Origin of the sequence: Paraburkholderia phenoliruptrix, from assembly GCF_047325075.1 — a bacterium.
Classification (GTDB): domain Bacteria; phylum Pseudomonadota; class Gammaproteobacteria; order Burkholderiales; family Burkholderiaceae; genus Paraburkholderia; species Paraburkholderia phenoliruptrix.
This window is the reverse complement of record NZ_CP168530.1, coordinates 202985-218183: the sequence shown is the minus strand read 5'-3', so window position 1 is coordinate 218183 and position 15199 is coordinate 202985. Positions and strand designations below refer to the sequence as shown.

The 15199-nt window shown below is 61.9% G+C and carries 14 protein-coding genes; 11 read left to right on the top strand and 3 right to left on the bottom strand.

The genetic code is table 11. From position 1 onward, the window contains the following. The first annotated feature begins 61 nt into the window (after positions 1-61). From rpsU to rpoD, 4 genes are all read left to right on the top strand, one after another. The gene (gene rpsU, locus ACEN8U_RS01000; RefSeq protein ID WP_013342001.1) at positions 62-274 is read left to right on the top strand and encodes a 30S ribosomal protein S21; all 213 of its coding nucleotides are present in this window, start codon (positions 62-64) and stop codon (positions 272-274) included. 237 nt (positions 275-511) lie between these two features. After that, on the top strand, positions 512-958 hold the full coding sequence (locus tag ACEN8U_RS00995) for a GatB/YqeY domain-containing protein (RefSeq protein WP_310112090.1): 447 nt from the start codon (positions 512-514) through the stop codon (positions 956-958). An 82-nt stretch (positions 959-1040) separates the two neighbouring features. Beyond that, on the top strand, positions 1041-2909 hold the full coding sequence (gene dnaG / locus ACEN8U_RS00990) for a DNA primase (RefSeq protein ID WP_310112088.1): 1869 nt from the start codon (positions 1041-1043) through the stop codon (positions 2907-2909). A 92-nt stretch (positions 2910-3001) separates the two neighbouring features. Beyond that, complete coding sequence (gene rpoD / locus ACEN8U_RS00985; RefSeq protein ID WP_081588258.1) at positions 3002-5413, top strand: RNA polymerase sigma factor RpoD; 2412 nt, start codon at positions 3002-3004, stop codon at positions 5411-5413. A gap of 614 nt (positions 5414-6027) precedes the next feature. On the opposite strand, the gene nhaR is transcribed toward rpoD, so the two are convergent. Next, positions 6028-6924 carry a transcriptional activator NhaR gene (gene nhaR / locus ACEN8U_RS00980; RefSeq protein ID WP_310112085.1) on the bottom strand — a complete coding sequence of 299 codons (897 nt, stop codon included), beginning with the start codon at positions 6922-6924 and terminating at the stop codon, positions 6028-6030. A gap of 233 nt (positions 6925-7157) precedes the next feature. On the opposite strand from nhaR, the gene ACEN8U_RS00975 reads away from it, so the two are divergent. From ACEN8U_RS00975 to ACEN8U_RS00950, 6 genes are all read left to right on the top strand, one after another. Continuing rightward, the gene (locus tag ACEN8U_RS00975) at positions 7158-8135 is read left to right on the top strand and encodes a Tim44 domain-containing protein (RefSeq protein ID WP_310112083.1); all 978 of its coding nucleotides are present in this window, start codon (positions 7158-7160) and stop codon (positions 8133-8135) included. A gap of 580 nt (positions 8136-8715) precedes the next feature. Next, a complete protein-coding gene (locus tag ACEN8U_RS00970) occupies positions 8716-9549 on the top strand; it encodes a transporter substrate-binding domain-containing protein (RefSeq protein ID WP_028362115.1) in 834 nt (277 codons plus the stop codon). Between the two features lie 40 nt (positions 9550-9589). Then, positions 9590-10306, top strand: a complete 717-nt coding sequence (locus ACEN8U_RS00965; protein WP_310112081.1) for an amino acid ABC transporter permease — start codon at positions 9590-9592, stop codon at positions 10304-10306. 22 nt (positions 10307-10328) lie between these two features. Beyond that, the gene (locus ACEN8U_RS00960; RefSeq protein ID WP_310112079.1) at positions 10329-10979 is read left to right on the top strand and encodes an amino acid ABC transporter permease; all 651 of its coding nucleotides are present in this window, start codon (positions 10329-10331) and stop codon (positions 10977-10979) included. After that, positions 10976-11728, top strand: coding sequence for an amino acid ABC transporter ATP-binding protein (locus tag ACEN8U_RS00955; protein WP_013591441.1), 753 nt, complete (start codon positions 10976-10978; stop codon positions 11726-11728). Before ACEN8U_RS00960 ends, ACEN8U_RS00955 begins: the two co-directional genes overlap by 4 nt. Before the next feature lie 125 nt (positions 11729-11853). Then, a complete protein-coding gene (locus tag ACEN8U_RS00950; RefSeq protein WP_310112076.1) occupies positions 11854-12615 on the top strand; it encodes an IclR family transcriptional regulator in 762 nt (253 codons plus the stop codon). Here ACEN8U_RS00950 and ACEN8U_RS00945 read toward each other — a convergent pair. Next, on the bottom strand, positions 12572-13129 hold the full coding sequence (locus ACEN8U_RS00945; RefSeq protein WP_310112072.1) for a GNAT family N-acetyltransferase: 558 nt from the start codon (positions 13127-13129) through the stop codon (positions 12572-12574). The two genes, ACEN8U_RS00950 and ACEN8U_RS00945, sit on opposite strands and share 44 nt — an antisense overlap. Positions 13130-13374: 245 nt before the next feature. On the opposite strand from ACEN8U_RS00945, the gene ACEN8U_RS00940 reads away from it, so the two are divergent. Continuing rightward, positions 13375-13845 carry a hypothetical protein gene (locus ACEN8U_RS00940; RefSeq protein WP_310112206.1) on the top strand — a complete coding sequence of 157 codons (471 nt, stop codon included), beginning with the start codon at positions 13375-13377 and terminating at the stop codon, positions 13843-13845. Between the two features lie 66 nt (positions 13846-13911). Here ACEN8U_RS00940 and ACEN8U_RS00935 read toward each other — a convergent pair whose 3' ends face one another. Next, positions 13912-15027, bottom strand: a complete 1116-nt coding sequence (locus ACEN8U_RS00935) for a patatin-like phospholipase family protein (RefSeq protein ID WP_310112069.1) — start codon at positions 15025-15027, stop codon at positions 13912-13914. Positions 15028-15199: the final 172 nt, after the last annotated feature.

Sequence of the window (15199 nt, the reverse complement as noted above, 5' to 3'; positions counted from 1 at the left end):
GTGGCTTTGTGTAAAAGCTCTGCTATACTCCTGAACCTTTACAAAGTTCCGTTATTGAAAAATGACGACCATCCGCGTAAAAGACAACGAGCCGTTTGAAGTCGCCATGCGCCGTTTCAAGCGCACCATGGAGAAAAACGGCTTGCTGACTGAACTTCGTGCGCGCGAGTTTTACGAAAAGCCTACAGCTGAGCGCAAGCGCAAGAAGGCAGCCGCGGTCAAGCGTCATTTCAAGCGTCTGCGCAGTCAGATGCTGCCAAAGAAGTTCTACTAATTCTGGTGTTGCCGCCGTTCCGGGCCAACGGGCAGCGGCATCCAACCGGTGACGGTACAACGGGTACTGTCACCGAAAACACGGTCTCTTCAGACCAGCCGGCAGGGTCGCATCCACTACGCATATTGCGCCAACCCGCTTGAGGAAGCCGTCCCAAGCGGGTGTTTGTGTTCATGCGCATGCTGATGTGTGGGCCGACGCGGCCGGTTCTCAACTTTCAACGCATTCAGGTGAGTGATGAGCCTCAAAGACCGGATCAACGACGATATGAAAGCCGCCATGCGCGCACGCGAGACTGAGCGTCTTGGCACGATCCGGCTCTTGCTCGCCGCGATCAAGCAACGTGAAGTCGACGAGCGCGTCACCCTCGACGACGCCGCGGTGACCGCCGTCGTCGACAAGATGATCAAGCAGCGCAAGGACTCGATCAGCCAGTTCGAAGGCGCGGGCCGCATGGATCTCGCGGACAAGGAAAAGGCCGAGCTGGCGATTCTTTCCACGTATATGCCCGAGCAGATGTCGGAGGCGGAAATCTTGGCCGAGGTGCAGGCCGCCGTCGCGCAAACCGGCGCCGCCGGTCCGCAGGACATGGGCAAGGTGATGGGCGTGCTGAAGCCGAAACTCGCCGGTCGCGCCGACATGACGGCGGTTTCCGCGCAGGTCAAAGCCGCGCTCGCCAAATAGCGCGCGATTCGTCCGTCTGGTCCGCGTGCCCGCCATAGACGGCGGCGCGCGGCGTTGAGTCCTTCAGGCAGCGTCATTTACCGTGATTCCTCCGTCATTCCTGCAGGACCTGCTCAACCGCGTCGATATCGTCGACGTGGTGGGCCGGTATGTGCAGTTGAAGAAGGGCGGCGCGAACTTCATGGGGCTCTGCCCGTTCCATAACGAGAAAAGCCCGTCGTTCACGGTGAGTCCGACCAAGCAGTTCTATCACTGCTTCGGCTGCGGCGCCCATGGGACGGCGATCGGCTTCCTGATGGAACACGTCGGCGCGTCATTCCCCGAGGCCGTCAACGAACTCGCGCAGTCAGTCGGCCTGACGGTGCCGAACGAGCCTTCGCCCGGCTATGGAGGCGGAGGAGTCGGCGGCTATTCCCCGGCGGCTTCGAAGGCGGTCACCACGGCGCTCTCCGACGTGATGCAGACGGCCTGCGACTACTATCGCAAGCAGCTGCGCGGCGCGCCGGTCGCGATCCAGTACCTGAAAAAACGCGGCCTGACCGGCGAGATCGCGGCGCGTTTCGGCCTCGGCTACGCGCCCGACGGCTGGCAGAACCTCGAGGCCGCTTTTCCGAACTATCGGGACGACTCGCTGGTCGAATCAGGTCTTGTGATCGTCAGCGAAAAATCGGACGGGCAGGGCCAGAACCGCCGCTACGACCGCTTTCGCGAGCGGATCATGTTCCCGATACGCAACGTAAAGGGACAGGTCATCGGCTTCGGCGGCCGCGTGCTGGACGGCGGCGAGCCGAAGTATTTGAATTCGCCGGAAACGCCGCTATTTAACAAAGGCAGCGAACTGTACGGGCTCTTCGAGGCGCGGCTCGCGATTCGGGAACAGGGCTACGTGCTCGTCGTCGAAGGCTATATGGACGTGGTCGCGCTGGCCCAATTGGGGTTCCAGAACGCGGTCGCCACGCTCGGCACGGCCTGCACGCCGGTCCATGTGCAGAAACTGATGCGCCAGACCGACACGGTCATTTTCAGTTTCGACGGCGACTCGGCCGGCCGGCGCGCCGCGCGGCGCGCGTTGGACGCCTGTTTGCCGCACGCGGCGGACAACCGGACCATCCGCTTCCTGTTTCTGCCCGCGGAGCACGACCCGGACAGCTACGTGCGCGAATTCGGCACCGAGGCGTTCGCCGAGCAGGTCGAGCGCGCCATGCCGCTGTCGCAGTTCATGCTGAACGAGGTGCTCGCCGGCAAGGAGCTGGACCAGCCGGAAGGCAAGGCCCGCGCGCTGTTCGACGCCAAGCCGCTCTTGCAGGCGCTACCGGCCAACGCACTGCGCGCGCAGATCATGCATATGTTCGCCGACCGGCTCGACGTGCCGTTTGACGAGGTGGCCGCGCTCTGCGAGGTCGATGCGCGCATTGCGGCGGCCGCGCGCTCGGCCCCGGCGCGCAAGGACCGGCGCAGCGTGACCGGCATCGAGGAAAAGACGCTGCGCAATCTTGTGATGTATCCGCGCACCGTCGCCGTGCTGGACGAAGAAGCGGAACAGGCGCTCCTCACCGTGACGCGGCACGGCGAACTGTTCGAGGAAGTGACCACGCACGCGCGCGCACTTGGCGAGTCGGCGGAGTTCCAGTTGCTCTCCGACCTATTGCGAAACGGGGCAAACGCCCCAACTTTCGAGGAAATCTTTCGCAAAATTCTGGACTATGATGAAAATGTCCGGGATTTGTTGCTGAAGGACCCGGAAGATGCGACCGTCATCGAGGAGCGGCGCGAGCAGGAAAGGATTGTCGGAGAGGAACTGAAAGCGGCGATTCTGAAGATGCGTTATGACGCTTATTGCGATCGTCTCGAGCAGCTTTCGCGGCAATCCCGGCACACGCCGGAGGAGTTCGCGGAACTCGCGGAGCTCAATCGGAAGCGGGCTGACATGAAGCGCCAGCTCGGCTTGTAGACGGAGGCGCAGAAACCTGAGTGGTATAATAAAAGGTTTCCAGCGGTTTGTTTTTCAAAGGGTTTTCCTAGCAAAGGCGAAAAGGCGATGCGATGGCAAAGACGACAGGCGGAAAGAGCAAAACAGGCCCACGCTCCACGGAGCAGACCGGAAAGGTCACCTCGGCCAAGTTAGTTTCTTCCGCCCGGAAAGCGTCTGCTGCCAGCGTTACCCCGGCTGCCGGGAAGAAGTCCTCGACCACTTCGGCCGCGCGAGCGGCGCCAACAGGAGTGGCAAAGGCGGTGGAGAAGTCGGCGCAAGCCGTACCACCTCCGGCTGAGAGGCGGCCGGGTGTCAGAAGCGCAAGGGAAGCGGCTGTCGCGCAGGACGATGCGGCAGTGCGCGAGACTCCAGTATCCACGGTTCAACCGGCTGTTGTCCACCAGCCGCGAGTCGAGACTACAGCCGGTACGGCGAACTCCATGACGAAAAAGCTGAATGAAGTACCCGTCGATGACGACGCAACCCAGAGCGAAGAAACCCCTGTGGCCGCTTCCGGCAAAGTGGAAAAGGCCAGGGCACGCGACCGTCGCGCCAAGGAAAAGGCGCTGCTGAAAGACGCGTTTTCGTCGTCGCAGCCCGGCACGGTCGAGGAACTCGAGGAGCGCCGTTCGAAACTCCGCGCGCTCATCAAGCTCGGCAAGGAGCGCGGCTTCCTCACGTACGCTGAAATCAACGATCACCTGCCGGACAACTTTACCGAGACCGAGGCGATCGAAGGCATTATCAGCACGTTCAACGACATGGGCGTGGCGGTCTACGAGCAGGCCCCGGACGCCGAAACGCTGCTGCTGAACGACAACGCGCCCGCCGCTTCGTCCGACGACGAAGTGGAAGAGGAAGCCGAAGTCGCGCTGTCCACCGTCGACTCCGAATTCGGCCGCACGACCGACCCGGTGCGCATGTACATGCGCGAAATGGGCACGGTCGAGCTGCTCACGCGCGAAGGCGAAATCGAAATCGCCAAGCGGATTGAAGACGGCCTGAAGCACATGGTCATGGCCATCTCCGCGTGCCCGACCACGATCGCCGACATTCTGGCCATGGCCGAGCGCGTCGCGAACGAGGAAATCCGCATCGACGAACTGGTCGACGGGCTGATCGACGCCGACGCGGAAGACGCCGACGGCTTCTCCGTGCAGGAAGCGGAAGCGATCGAAAGCGAAGACGAGGAAGAAGAGGAAGAGGACGAAGAGGACGAGGAAGAAGACGACGGCACGGCGCAGGCCACGGCCAACGCGGCGCAAATGGAAGCGCTCAAGCGTGCGTCCCTCGAAAAATTCGCCCTGATCAGCGAATGGTTCGACAAGATGCGTCGCGCGTTCGAGAAGGAAGGCTACAAGTCCAAGTCGTATCTGAAGGCGCAGGAAACCATCCAGAACGAGCTGATGACCATTCGCTTCACCGCGCGCACCGTCGAGCGTCTGTGCGACACGCTGCGTGCGCAAGTGGACGAAGTGCGTCAGGTCGAGCGTCAGATTCTGCATACGGTGGTCGACAAGTGCGGCATGCCGCGCGCGGAATTCATCGCGCGTTTTCCGGGTAGCGAAACGGACCTGGAGTGGGCCGACAAGATCGTCGCCGAAGGTCATTCGTACAGCGCGATCCTCACGCGGAACATTCCGGCCATTCGCGAGCAGCAACAGCGTCTGCTGGATTTGCAGGCGCGCGTGGTGCTGCCGCTGAAGGACCTGAAGGAAACCAACCGTCAGATGGCGGCCGGCGAACTGAAGGCGCGTCAGGCCAAGCGCGAAATGACCGAGGCGAACCTGCGTCTCGTGATTTCGATTGCGAAGAAGTACACGAACCGCGGTCTGCAGTTCCTCGACCTGATTCAGGAAGGCAACATCGGCCTGATGAAGGCGGTGGACAAGTTCGAATACCGTCGCGGCTACAAGTTCTCCACGTATGCAACGTGGTGGATCCGCCAGGCCATTACGCGTTCGATCGCGGACCAGGCGCGCACCATCCGTATTCCGGTTCACATGATCGAAACGATCAACAAGATGAACCGCATCTCGCGTCAGATTCTGCAGGAAACCGGCCTTGAGCCGGATCCGGCCACGCTCGCCGAGAAGATGGAAATGCCGGAAGACAAGATCCGCAAGATCATGAAGATCGCGAAGGAGCCGATCTCCATGGAAACGCCGATCGGCGACGACGACGATTCGCATCTCGGCGACTTCATCGAAGACACGAATACGGTGGCGCCCGCAGACGCCGCGTTGCACGCGAGCATGCGCGACGTCGTGAAGGACGTGCTCGATTCGTTGACGCCGCGCGAAGCGAAGGTGTTGCGCATGCGCTTCGGTATCGAAATGAGCACCGATCACACGCTTGAAGAAGTCGGCAAGCAGTTTGACGTGACGCGTGAGCGGATCCGCCAGATCGAGGCGAAGGCGCTGCGCAAGCTGCGTCATCCGAGCCGCTCGGACAAGCTGAAGTCGTTCCTCGAAGGGAACTGATCGGTGCGGTAACCCGAGCGCTTTCGGCGGCACGTGAAGCAGCGTCCGCCGGCAGCGATTCAAAGGGGCCTCCGGCCGTTTCGCCAAGAAGGCGAAGCGGTTGCGGAGGCCCCTTTTTCGTGTAGTATGGCGGCCACTCGGCGAAGCGGTCCGCTCTGCGCAGGTCCTTTCGCTGATCGTCTTGAATTAATCGTGTTGAGATACGGTAAAATCTCAAGTTCTCAGGGCCTCTAGCTCATGCCTGGTTAGAGCAGCGGACTTAGCAAAGACTCACCTAAACCATGCGGCTCGGCATGGTGAGTCATGAATGGGTTGCCTTGGGGTAAGTTAGCTCTGCCCCCTGGTAGAACTGCTCAAATTCGGGGAAACCTCTGCTGTCATGCAGCGTGGCAATCCCGAGCGAAGCTCTCTTCGAGAGAACGTGTAGAGACTGAACGGGCAGGTCGTAAAGACAAGAGACAGTCCAGACCACAAACCCGAAAGGGGCGGCGAAAGCCGTAGCTGGTTAGCATAATCCGTTGGTGCCGTGTTCGACTCACGGGAGGCCCACCAAATATCTGAAAGCCACTCCTTGCGAGTGGCTTTTTTTCGCCTGTGAAGCGAAGCACAACGGGCTACGCGTTGAAGAGTTCGCTGCGCGCGGCGTCGATGATCATCGCCACAGCCGGATGGCTGATGCGCCGTTCGATCGAGATTGCGAAGAACTCCTCAACAATCGTGTTGATCTGGCCGACGGTCGTCAGTTTGTGCTCTGCGTGGAGCTGATTTTCCAGCACGGTCGGCGCGAACAGCAGGCCGCGTCCTTCGCGGCCGAACGCAAGCGCCATCGCACTGTCGTCGAATTCGCCGACGATGCGCGGTGAAATGGCGCGCGACGCGAGCCAGTGGTCCAGCTTGCGGCGCACCGCCGACTCGGTGCCCGGCAACAGCAGCGGCAACTGCCCGAGCGACATCGGGAAGCGCTTGCGCACGCCCTGCAGCAGCGACGCCGCGCCGAAGCAGCTCAGCGTGGAACGGCCGAGCCGGTGATTGAACGCCTTGATGTTGACGTCCGCGGGAATGGGCGCATCCGCGATGATCAGGTCGAGGCGATGCACCGCCAGTTGTGCGAGCAGCGCGTGCAGCTTGCCCTCGTGGCAGATCACGCGCAGTGAAACCGGCGCGCTCAGCGCAGGCTCCAGCAGCCGGTACGCAATCGCCTTCGGCACCGAGTCGGCAATACCCACGCGAAACCGCGATTGCGTGCCGACCTCCTGCTCCCGGCGCACTGCGCTTTCCAGTTCTGAGCCGAGGGAAAAAATCTCGTCCGCGTAGTCGAGCGCGAGCCGCCCGGCATCGGTGAGTTCGAGCGTGCGGCCGCTCTTTTTGAAGAGCTTTTTATCCAGCGCTTCCTCAAGCAGCTTGATCTGACCGCTCAGCGTTTGCGGCGTGACGTGCAGTTGCTCGCCCGCGCGCACAATCCCGCCCGCGTGCGCCGCGACCCAGAAGTAATAGAGATGCTTGAAATTCACGCGTCCTCCGTCGATTCATCAACGTTACGGTTTTTACGAAGGATCAGCAATAAAAATACGAATTTTCCGTCGTCGAGAGTTCGGCTAGATTGAAGGCTCACAGGTCGGACATTGAAATTGGCCGGCAGACCAGCGGCAGCGTCGATGACCGAAGAAAATTACCGTCCGTAAGGCATTCGCGCGCGAAACATGACGCGCGCGGCGGGCGCCCTGATTCATACGGAGAGGTTGATATGCATACCCAAGCCATCACTCAGTTCCGGCGTGTCGCCAGCAGGTTGACGCGCGGTACGGCGGCACTCGGTCTCGCGGCAGTGCTCGCGCTCGGTGCGCTCTCGGCCAACGACGCCGAAGCGAAGCGCGTGGGCGGCAGCCAGAGCATCGGGCGACAGTCGCAGATGGCGTCGCCATCCGCGCCCGCGCAGCGCAGCCAACAAGCTCAGCCGACGCAGCAGGCCGCGCAGGCGCCGGCCGCCGCACCCGCGCGCAACCGCTGGCTCGGCCCCCTCGCCGGTCTTGCTGCCGGCTTCGGCATTGCCGCACTGCTGTCGTCGCTCGGCCTCGGCGCCGGGCTCGCGCAAATGCTGTCGAACCTGCTGCTGATCGGCCTCGTCGTCATGGCCGGCGTGATGCTGTTCCGCTTTATCGCGAATCGGCGTCGTCCGGACCTGGCTTATGGTCACGGTACCGCGAACCGCTCGCAGGGCAACGGCTCGCCGTTCATGAACCAGACGGGTCACGCGCAGTCCGACAGTCACTTCTTCGGCACGCAGCGCGCTGCGACCAATCCGACGGGCGCGGCGGGCGCAGCGGGTACATTCAATGCGCCGGTGCAGCCGCTCGGGCTCGACCAGGCGGAGCTGGTCGCGTCGGCGAAAAGCCTGTTCATGCGTCTTCAGGCGGCCTGGGACCGCAACGAGCAAGGCGACCTGTTCGAGCTGACCACGCCCGAGATGTTCGCGCAGCTCAAGCGCGACCTGGAAGACCGCGGCAGCCAGCCGAATCGCACCGAGGTGCCGCAACTGGAGGCCGAAGTGCTCGGCGTGGAAAGCACGGCGGATGAAACATTCGTCAGCGTGCGCTTCTACGGCCAGATGCGCGAAGACGATGCGCCGACCGCCCAGCCGTTCCAGGAAGTGTGGAGCATGGTCCGCAGCGCGCGCGGCGGTGACGCCTGGCGACTCGCCGGCATTCAGCAGCTCGACCACTGAGCAAGCCGGGCGATGGGATTGCGCGCGACCGATGCGATCGGTCGCGCGTGTCCGCGAGGGCGTGCATCAAGACATGCGCGCGGTTTTCATCGGCAGTTCCTTCCAGCCGGCATGCGCCAACCGACGCATGCTTCCCTGGAGAGGCAGCAACGCTGCCTGTCGCCGGCTTGGCGCCAAGTCGCACCGGAGCGCCAGCTTCGTCCGTCTCACGCTTCAGCTCACCTCCACCTCGTCACCGACCGTGACCGCGCCCGCGGCCCTCTGCGGCGCGCGCGGATGAGGCACCGCCGCCTCGGCTCGCGCGAGTAACCGAGGCGCTGCCAGCACGGTCAGGCCGTCTCCGGCCGTCCCGCACCGTCAGCTTCACCGACCGCCTCCGACGGTGTATACCCCATTGCCATCATTTTTTTCCCATGAAACACTGGGCGCTATCTGCTGCATCGGACACAAGTCCGATATATCAGACAGTCGGGCTCCACCGCGCAATTGCTTCCGTCCGTGAGACCGTGCATGCCGCGCAGGCCATGCTGATTGTCGTTCCTTCCACGCACGAAGCTCCATCACCAGATTGGGATCGAAAATGAGATTTGTCAGGGAAAGCACAAAATTCGCCTCTTTGTTCGCCGTGGCGGCGTTGCTCGCGCTCGTGGGCTGTACCAAGGTGGCGCAGCCGGAGCAGAGCGCCGGCACGGATTCGACGCTCAAGCAGGTCTTGCAGCGCGGCACGCTGCGAGTCGGCGACTGTCTCACGTTCGCGCCGTTCGGCTTCTACAACAAGGACGGCCAGCCTGACGGTTACGACGTCGATCTCGCGAAAGAACTGGCCAAGCAGATGGGCGTCAAGCTCGAAGTCGTGAATACGACGAGCGCGAACCGCATCCCGAACCTGCAGACCAGCAAGGTCGACGTGGTGTTCTGCAACTTCACGCGCAACCTGGAACGCGCGAAGGAAATTGCGTTCACCAATCCCTACGTGGTGGCGAGCGAGGCGCTGCTGGTCAAGAAGAGCAGCGGTATCAAATCGATCAACGACATGGCCAATCGCACCATTGCGACCGTCAAGGGTTCGACGAACGGCGACGAAGTGCGTTCGCTGAACATGCAGGTGAAGATTCAGGAATTCGACAGCTCGCAGGCGGCGATCCTCGCAGTCAAGCAGGGCCAGGCTGACGCAATGATCGAGGACAACAACTTCCTCGCGTATCAGGCGTCGCTCGATCCGGATCTCACTGTCACGAATGAGGCGCTGGTTCCCCTCGAATACAACGCCTTCGGCGTGAAGGCGGGCGACCAGGTGTGGCTCAATTACCTGAACCTGTTCCTCTTCAACATCAACGCGTCGAAGCAGAACGCGCAGCTTTACAAAAAGTGGTTCGGTGCCGAGCCGCGTTTTCCGCTTAATCCGCAGTACTAACTGCATGCACGCGCCGTGATGCGCGACGGACGGAGGAACCATGAGCTATGAATGGGTCACCCTCGCGGGTTATCTGAACGATTTCGTTCGCGCGTCGTGGCTGACGCTTCAGGTTACGCTGCTGGCCTTCGTCCTCGCGATGCTGCTCGGCTTGCTCACCGCATTGGCGAGTGCGTCCCGCGTGAGGCTGCTGCGCGGCATGGCGAGTGTTTATATCGAGGCGATCCGCAATACGCCGGTGCTGTTGCAGATTTTTATCGTGTTCTTCGGTTTGCCGTCGCTCGGCGTCACGCTCAATGCTTACACAGCGGGTGTGATTGCGTTGGGTGTGAATGTCGGCGCCTATCTGGCCGAGGTGTTTCGCGCGGGCATCCAGTCGGTACCGCGCGGGCAAGTCGAGGCAGCGTCCATTCTAGGTCTCGAGCGCTCGCAGATTTTTATGGAAGTCGTGTTGCCGCAGGCCGCGCGTGCGGTTTATCCGGCAATCGTCAATAACCTGATCCAGTTGCTGCTGGGCACGTCGTTGTTGTCGGCGATTGCGCTGCCTGAATTGAGCGGAACCGCAACGGTCATCAACGCGCGCACGCTGCTCTATATCCAGACGTTCACCATCACGCTGATCGCCTATCTGTTCCTCAGCAACGTGCTTTCGTGGGTCGCAGGCCAGATTGGGGCGCGCATGTTTCATCCGCCGCTCGAGGTGAAAAAACGCACGCGGCGGCTCTTCCTTGTCGCACGCCAGGCCGACCGCACCTGAGCGCCGAAACCGGAGATTGAACATGTCGAGCGAATTGTTGATGACGAGCCTCGCGATCCTGTTTCAGGGACTGCTGGCAACACTGCTACTGTCGGCGGCGGCGATCGTCGGCGGAACACTGATCGGCCTGCTTGCGGCCGTGCTGCGGTCATTTGGGCCGTGGGGCACGCCGACCTTGGCGCGGCTTTATACCGAACTCTTTCGCGGCACGCCGGTGCTCATCACGCTGATGTTCATCTACTTCGGCGTGTCGTATTTCGGCTATGCAATCGACGTGTTCGCAGCGGGCGTCGTCGGTTTGAGCGTCTATCAGGGCGCCTATATCGCAGAGGTGTTCCGCTCGGGTATCGAGGCGGTGCCGAAAGGCCAATGGGAAGTCTCGCAGATTCTCGGCCTCAGCAAGACGCAGACGTTCTTCTCCGTGATCCTGCCGCAGACCGGCAAGATCGTGATGCCGCCGCTTATCGGCCAGTACCTGTCGCTGATCAAGGACACGTCGATTGTCAGCATGATCGGCATGTCGGAATTGATGCACGGCGGGCAGGCCATTGTCGACCGGGTCGGCAAACCGGTCGAGATTTATGGACTCGTTGCCGTGCTTTATTTCATCGTGTGCTTTCCACTGTCGCAGTGGGTGCGCCACCATGACCGAAGAAGGAGCCTGCTGTCATGACCACTGTCACTACGTCGAAGCCGATCATCAAACTCACCCGCGTCGGCAAATCATTTGGCGCTACTCAAGTGCTGAAGGAAATCGATCTCGACGTGCGGCCGGGCGAAGTGCTCGTGCTGATCGGCGCGTCGGGCTCCGGCAAGAGCACGGTGCTGCGCATCATGAGCGGCCTCGAAACCGCCGACGCCGGCGAGGTGTGGGTCAACGACGTCCCGCTTCACGATGCGCGCCGTGCGAAGGAAATTCGCGGACACGTCGGCATGGTGTTCCAGCAGTTCAATCTGTTTCCGCACAAGACCGCGCTCGGCAACGTGACGCTCGCATTGATCAAGGCTCGCAAGATGAGTGCTGCCGACGCGCGCAAGCGAGGCATGGAGGCGCTCGACAGAGTCGGTCTGGCCGATCGCGCGGAACACTATCCGAGCCAGCTCTCCGGCGGCCAGCAGCAGCGCGTGGCCATTGCAAGAGCGCTCGCCGTCGAGCCGGGCATCATGTTCTTCGACGAAGCTACGTCCGCGCTCGACCCGGAACTCGTCGGCGAAGTGACGGAAGTGATGCGCGGACTGGCGCGCGACGGGATGACGATGGTCGTCGTCACACACGAAATGGGCTTCGCGCGCAAGACCGCCGACCGCGTCGTGTTCATGGATAAAGGCGTGATCGCGGAGCAGGGCGCGCCGGAGCAGATCTTCGTGAATCCGCAGAACGAGCGCACGCGGCAGTTTCTGCATCGCGTGCTCGATCATTGATTGAGGCCGCGGCGGAACCTCGCACCGTCTTTGAACCAGCGTTGATGGCGCACCGCTCGCCGCACGCCGGACTCGCGTCACACAACAGTTACACTGCGAACCCTATCGCTGACGGAGTTCAATGAATGTCTGCACCGGAATCAACAAGGGCCAGGGGGGTCGACCGCGTCATCGGCATTCTCAAGCAATTGCATATCGCGCGGCGGCCAATGACGATGCGCGAGTTGATCGAAGCCACAGGCGCGCCGCGTTCCAGCATTTACGAACTGGTCACCATGCTGACGGAAGCAGGCTGGCTCGAAACTACCGCCGACGGAAGCGTGTTCTTCGGCCGTGAGATGCATTACTACGGCGCCGACTACGCGGTTCACAACGATCTGATCAGCCGCGCGCATCAGGCCATTCTCGCGCTCGTGCGAACGCATGACGAAACCGCGCAGTTGTGCATGCTCGAAGGCAACAAGTACACGGTGGTGTTGTCGGAGAACAGCTCGCGGCCGTTCAACATCAGTTCCGACATTGGCGTGAAGGTGCCGATTCCGTGGACGGCGTCGGGTCGTTTGCTGCTCGCGCATTTGCGCGCGGACGAAATCCGCAACCTGATTCCGGACGAGGACTTCGTTCTCGACAACGGCAGGCGTATTGAATTCGACGATTTCGTTCGCGACGTGCAACGCGCCGCGGACGAGGGTTACTGCTGCACGGAAGGCCTGTCGCACACTTTCCGGCTGTGCATGGCGGCGCCGATACGCGACCGCACGGGTCTTCCGGTCGCGGCGCTGTGCTTCATGACGAGCCGCGATACCGAACCCGAGAAACGCGCGGCGATGCTGGAAGATCTCCTCAAGTCAGCGAAGGCTTTGTCGCAGCCGTATGGTCGCTTGTAGGTGCCGCCTCGCGCTCGAAGCGCAACGACATATGGATCTCGTCGTACGGCTTTCCATCGACAACCATGGAGGCCGGTTCAAGCGCGAACTGTTTGAAGCCGAGCGACGTATAGAGCCGGATGGCAATGTGGTTGCATGCGTTGACGTTCAAGTTGATTTGCGTGATGCCCGGCACTGACTGGGCAAAGCCGACTACCTCGCTGACGAGCATCCTGCTCACGCCACGGCCTCTTTTATCGGCCGCGACGTAGACGCCCCATACAAACGCTTTGTGGCGCAGCTTCGCAACGTTCTCGCGCCCGAGTCCCGCCATTCCAATGAGACGCGTGCCCTCGAATGCGCCGAAAACGCCGCGGTCGTCTCTCGCAGCTAAACGGTCTGCTATGTCATCAGGAGAACGGTGCATTTCCTCCTCATAGCTCGACGCGAATGAAGTTGGCGTCTCCTTCAGGCCTGCAAGGCGCAACGTCTGAAAGGACGGCGCATCGGACGGGGTGAGTCGGCGAATAAGCAATTGGCAACTCCAGCGCGCGGCAAGTGAAAGATAGGGATTCAGACTGCGTCGCGGCGAGGCGTCCCAGACGCCTGCTCTTTGTCGCAGAGGCGATACTTGGTTTCCTTCGCAGGTTAGCAGAGCTCGTTCCCCTCGACGGCCCGATCAAGCGGATTTTCTGCGCGCCCTAAAGGATCGCGCGCAATTTGCCGATAGCCAATGCATGGCTTGCCATCTGATCCCTTGCACAGGATAACCACTTGACCATGCAGATCCAGAACACGCTTTCGGGCGATTACGCCGCCGGCAACGCGCAGACAACATCGACCGCCGCGGGTACTTCCGCCGACGCCGTCGGCAACAACGCCAACGCGGACACCAACCCGAGCGGCAGCGCTTCGAGCACGAGCGCGTCCTTTACTGGCGCGAGTAGTTCGGCAATCCAGGCCGGCGGGGCACAAGGCGGCAGTAGTAGCTCAACAGAAAGCACCGCCATCACGAGGCTCAAGCAGCTGATCAGGTCGTTGCAGCAACAACTCGCGCAAGCCGAGGAGCAGATGGCGCGCGCGTCGAAGCAGTCGCAATTGGGCACCGACGGCGTCTCGTCCGATTCCGCGGCGAGCGCGGCCGCCCAGGTCAATCAGATTTCCGCAGCGCTTCAGATGGCCACCGCGGAGCTGGCGCAACTGATGCTCCAGTCCGGGCAGACCACGGGCATGATCGATACACAGGCATAACGTTTCTATGGCGTGGCGTGGCGTGGCCGGCGACGGCGCGGCTGCCCGCCTGTCTGCGCCACGCGCCTACGCAGTGTCGATCTGCGACAACGCCGCTTCTGCAGCGCGGCGCCCATTCGCCCAATGCTCGTCGATGGCGGTCTTGCCGAACTGACTGTCCTTGAAGTGCGCCTCGCACTGCGAGCGCTCGTAGTCGATGCCGACGACGCGCAAGTTTTTCGGTTGCGCGAGCGCAGCCGCTTCGATCAATTGCGGATCCGTCTGTCTTTGCGAACTGTCGATACGACTCAGCGCGTAGGCGAGCAGCGATTCCAGATTCTGCGATTCTTGCAACGCGTCGTTGAAAAGAGCCGCGCGGCTTGCGTGCTCGATGTTTTTCATCCGAATGTCGACGTCGACGAGATTGTCCGCGAGCGGGCCGTCACAGCTCCACAAGTCGGCGCGCAAAATCGTCGTGCGTGTAGCAGCGGGCGCATTGGCCACGAGATGGCGCATCGGCGCTGCCGTGGCGAGCGATCCGTCCCAGTACCACGCGCCGTCTATTTCCACTGCGGGAAACCAGGGCGGTAAGGCGCCCGAGGCCATGATCCTCGCCGCGTCGAGCCCGCCGTCATGATTGCTGAAGTAGTGGGCCGCGCCGCTGGCCGCATTCGCAGCGACCACGCTCACTTGAACGGAACTGCGGTTGAGCAGTTCGAAATCGCAGAGGTCTGAGAGCGTGCGCGACAACGGGCGCGTGTCGAACACACTGGCGTCGCCCGGATTGCCGGTGCCGATCACCCAGGGGATGTCGGCACGGCGTACGAAAAATCCAGGCAACCCGAGGTGCAACGCGTAAGTTTGATCCGCTTCGGCAAGCATGCGCCGCAGGGTTCGCGAGTGCAGGCCGCCCGTCGGCGGCCAGAGCGTGTGCAGCGCCTCTTCGCGCCACGCGGAGCCGGGCACCGACACGCCATGCCAGAACGCCCGCAGCCGCTCGATCCGGCGAGCCGGTTCGTTGCCAAAATAAAGCGCTGCATTGATCGCGCCGATGGACGACCCGCAGCAGGCGTCGATCCTGATGCCGGCCTCATGCAAGGCTTGGAGCACGCCGGCCTGAAAGGCGCCGAATGCGCCGCCTCCTTGCAGGGCTAGTGTGATGCGCTCGGAAGTCCGCTGCTTCGGTGTTGTCGACTGCGGCATAGGGGCTCCAGTGCTGTCCGCTTGCAAGGGAGCAGCGAGACGAAAGATTGAAGCCGCGCATTTTGCGTTCCTGAATTCGCTTCAGACTGGCTGCAGCCGCAGTCAAGCCGGTTGCTGGCAATCGTTACAATACGCGGATCGTTCGTCCTGCAGACGGTGCAAACGCTGCAAC

Bases quoted from the DNA above. Each gene is read 5' to 3' on its own strand.
- rpsU (WP_013342001.1), top strand. From the start codon at position 62: ATGACGACCATCCGCGTAAAAGACAACGAGCCGTTTGAAGTCGCCATG.
- ACEN8U_RS00995 (WP_310112090.1), top strand. From the start codon at position 512: ATGAGCCTCAAAGACCGGATCAACGACGATATGAAAGCCGCCATGCGC.
- rpoD (WP_081588258.1), top strand. From the start codon at position 3,002: ATGGCAAAGACGACAGGCGGAAAGAGCAAAACAGGCCCACGCTCCACG.
- ACEN8U_RS00975 (WP_310112083.1), top strand. From the start codon at position 7,158: ATGCATACCCAAGCCATCACTCAGTTCCGGCGTGTCGCCAGCAGGTTG.
- ACEN8U_RS00970 (WP_028362115.1), top strand. From the start codon at position 8,716: ATGAGATTTGTCAGGGAAAGCACAAAATTCGCCTCTTTGTTCGCCGTG.
- ACEN8U_RS00965 (WP_310112081.1), top strand. From the start codon at position 9,590: ATGAGCTATGAATGGGTCACCCTCGCGGGTTATCTGAACGATTTCGTT.
- ACEN8U_RS00960 (WP_310112079.1), top strand. From the start codon at position 10,329: ATGTCGAGCGAATTGTTGATGACGAGCCTCGCGATCCTGTTTCAGGGA.
- ACEN8U_RS00955 (WP_013591441.1), top strand. From the start codon at position 10,976: ATGACCACTGTCACTACGTCGAAGCCGATCATCAAACTCACCCGCGTC.
- ACEN8U_RS00950 (WP_310112076.1), top strand. From the start codon at position 11,854: ATGTCTGCACCGGAATCAACAAGGGCCAGGGGGGTCGACCGCGTCATC.
- ACEN8U_RS00940 (WP_310112206.1), top strand. From the start codon at position 13,375: ATGCAGATCCAGAACACGCTTTCGGGCGATTACGCCGCCGGCAACGCG.
- ACEN8U_RS00935 (WP_310112069.1), bottom strand. From the start codon at position 15,027: ATGCCGCAGTCGACAACACCGAAGCAGCGGACTTCCGAGCGCATCACA.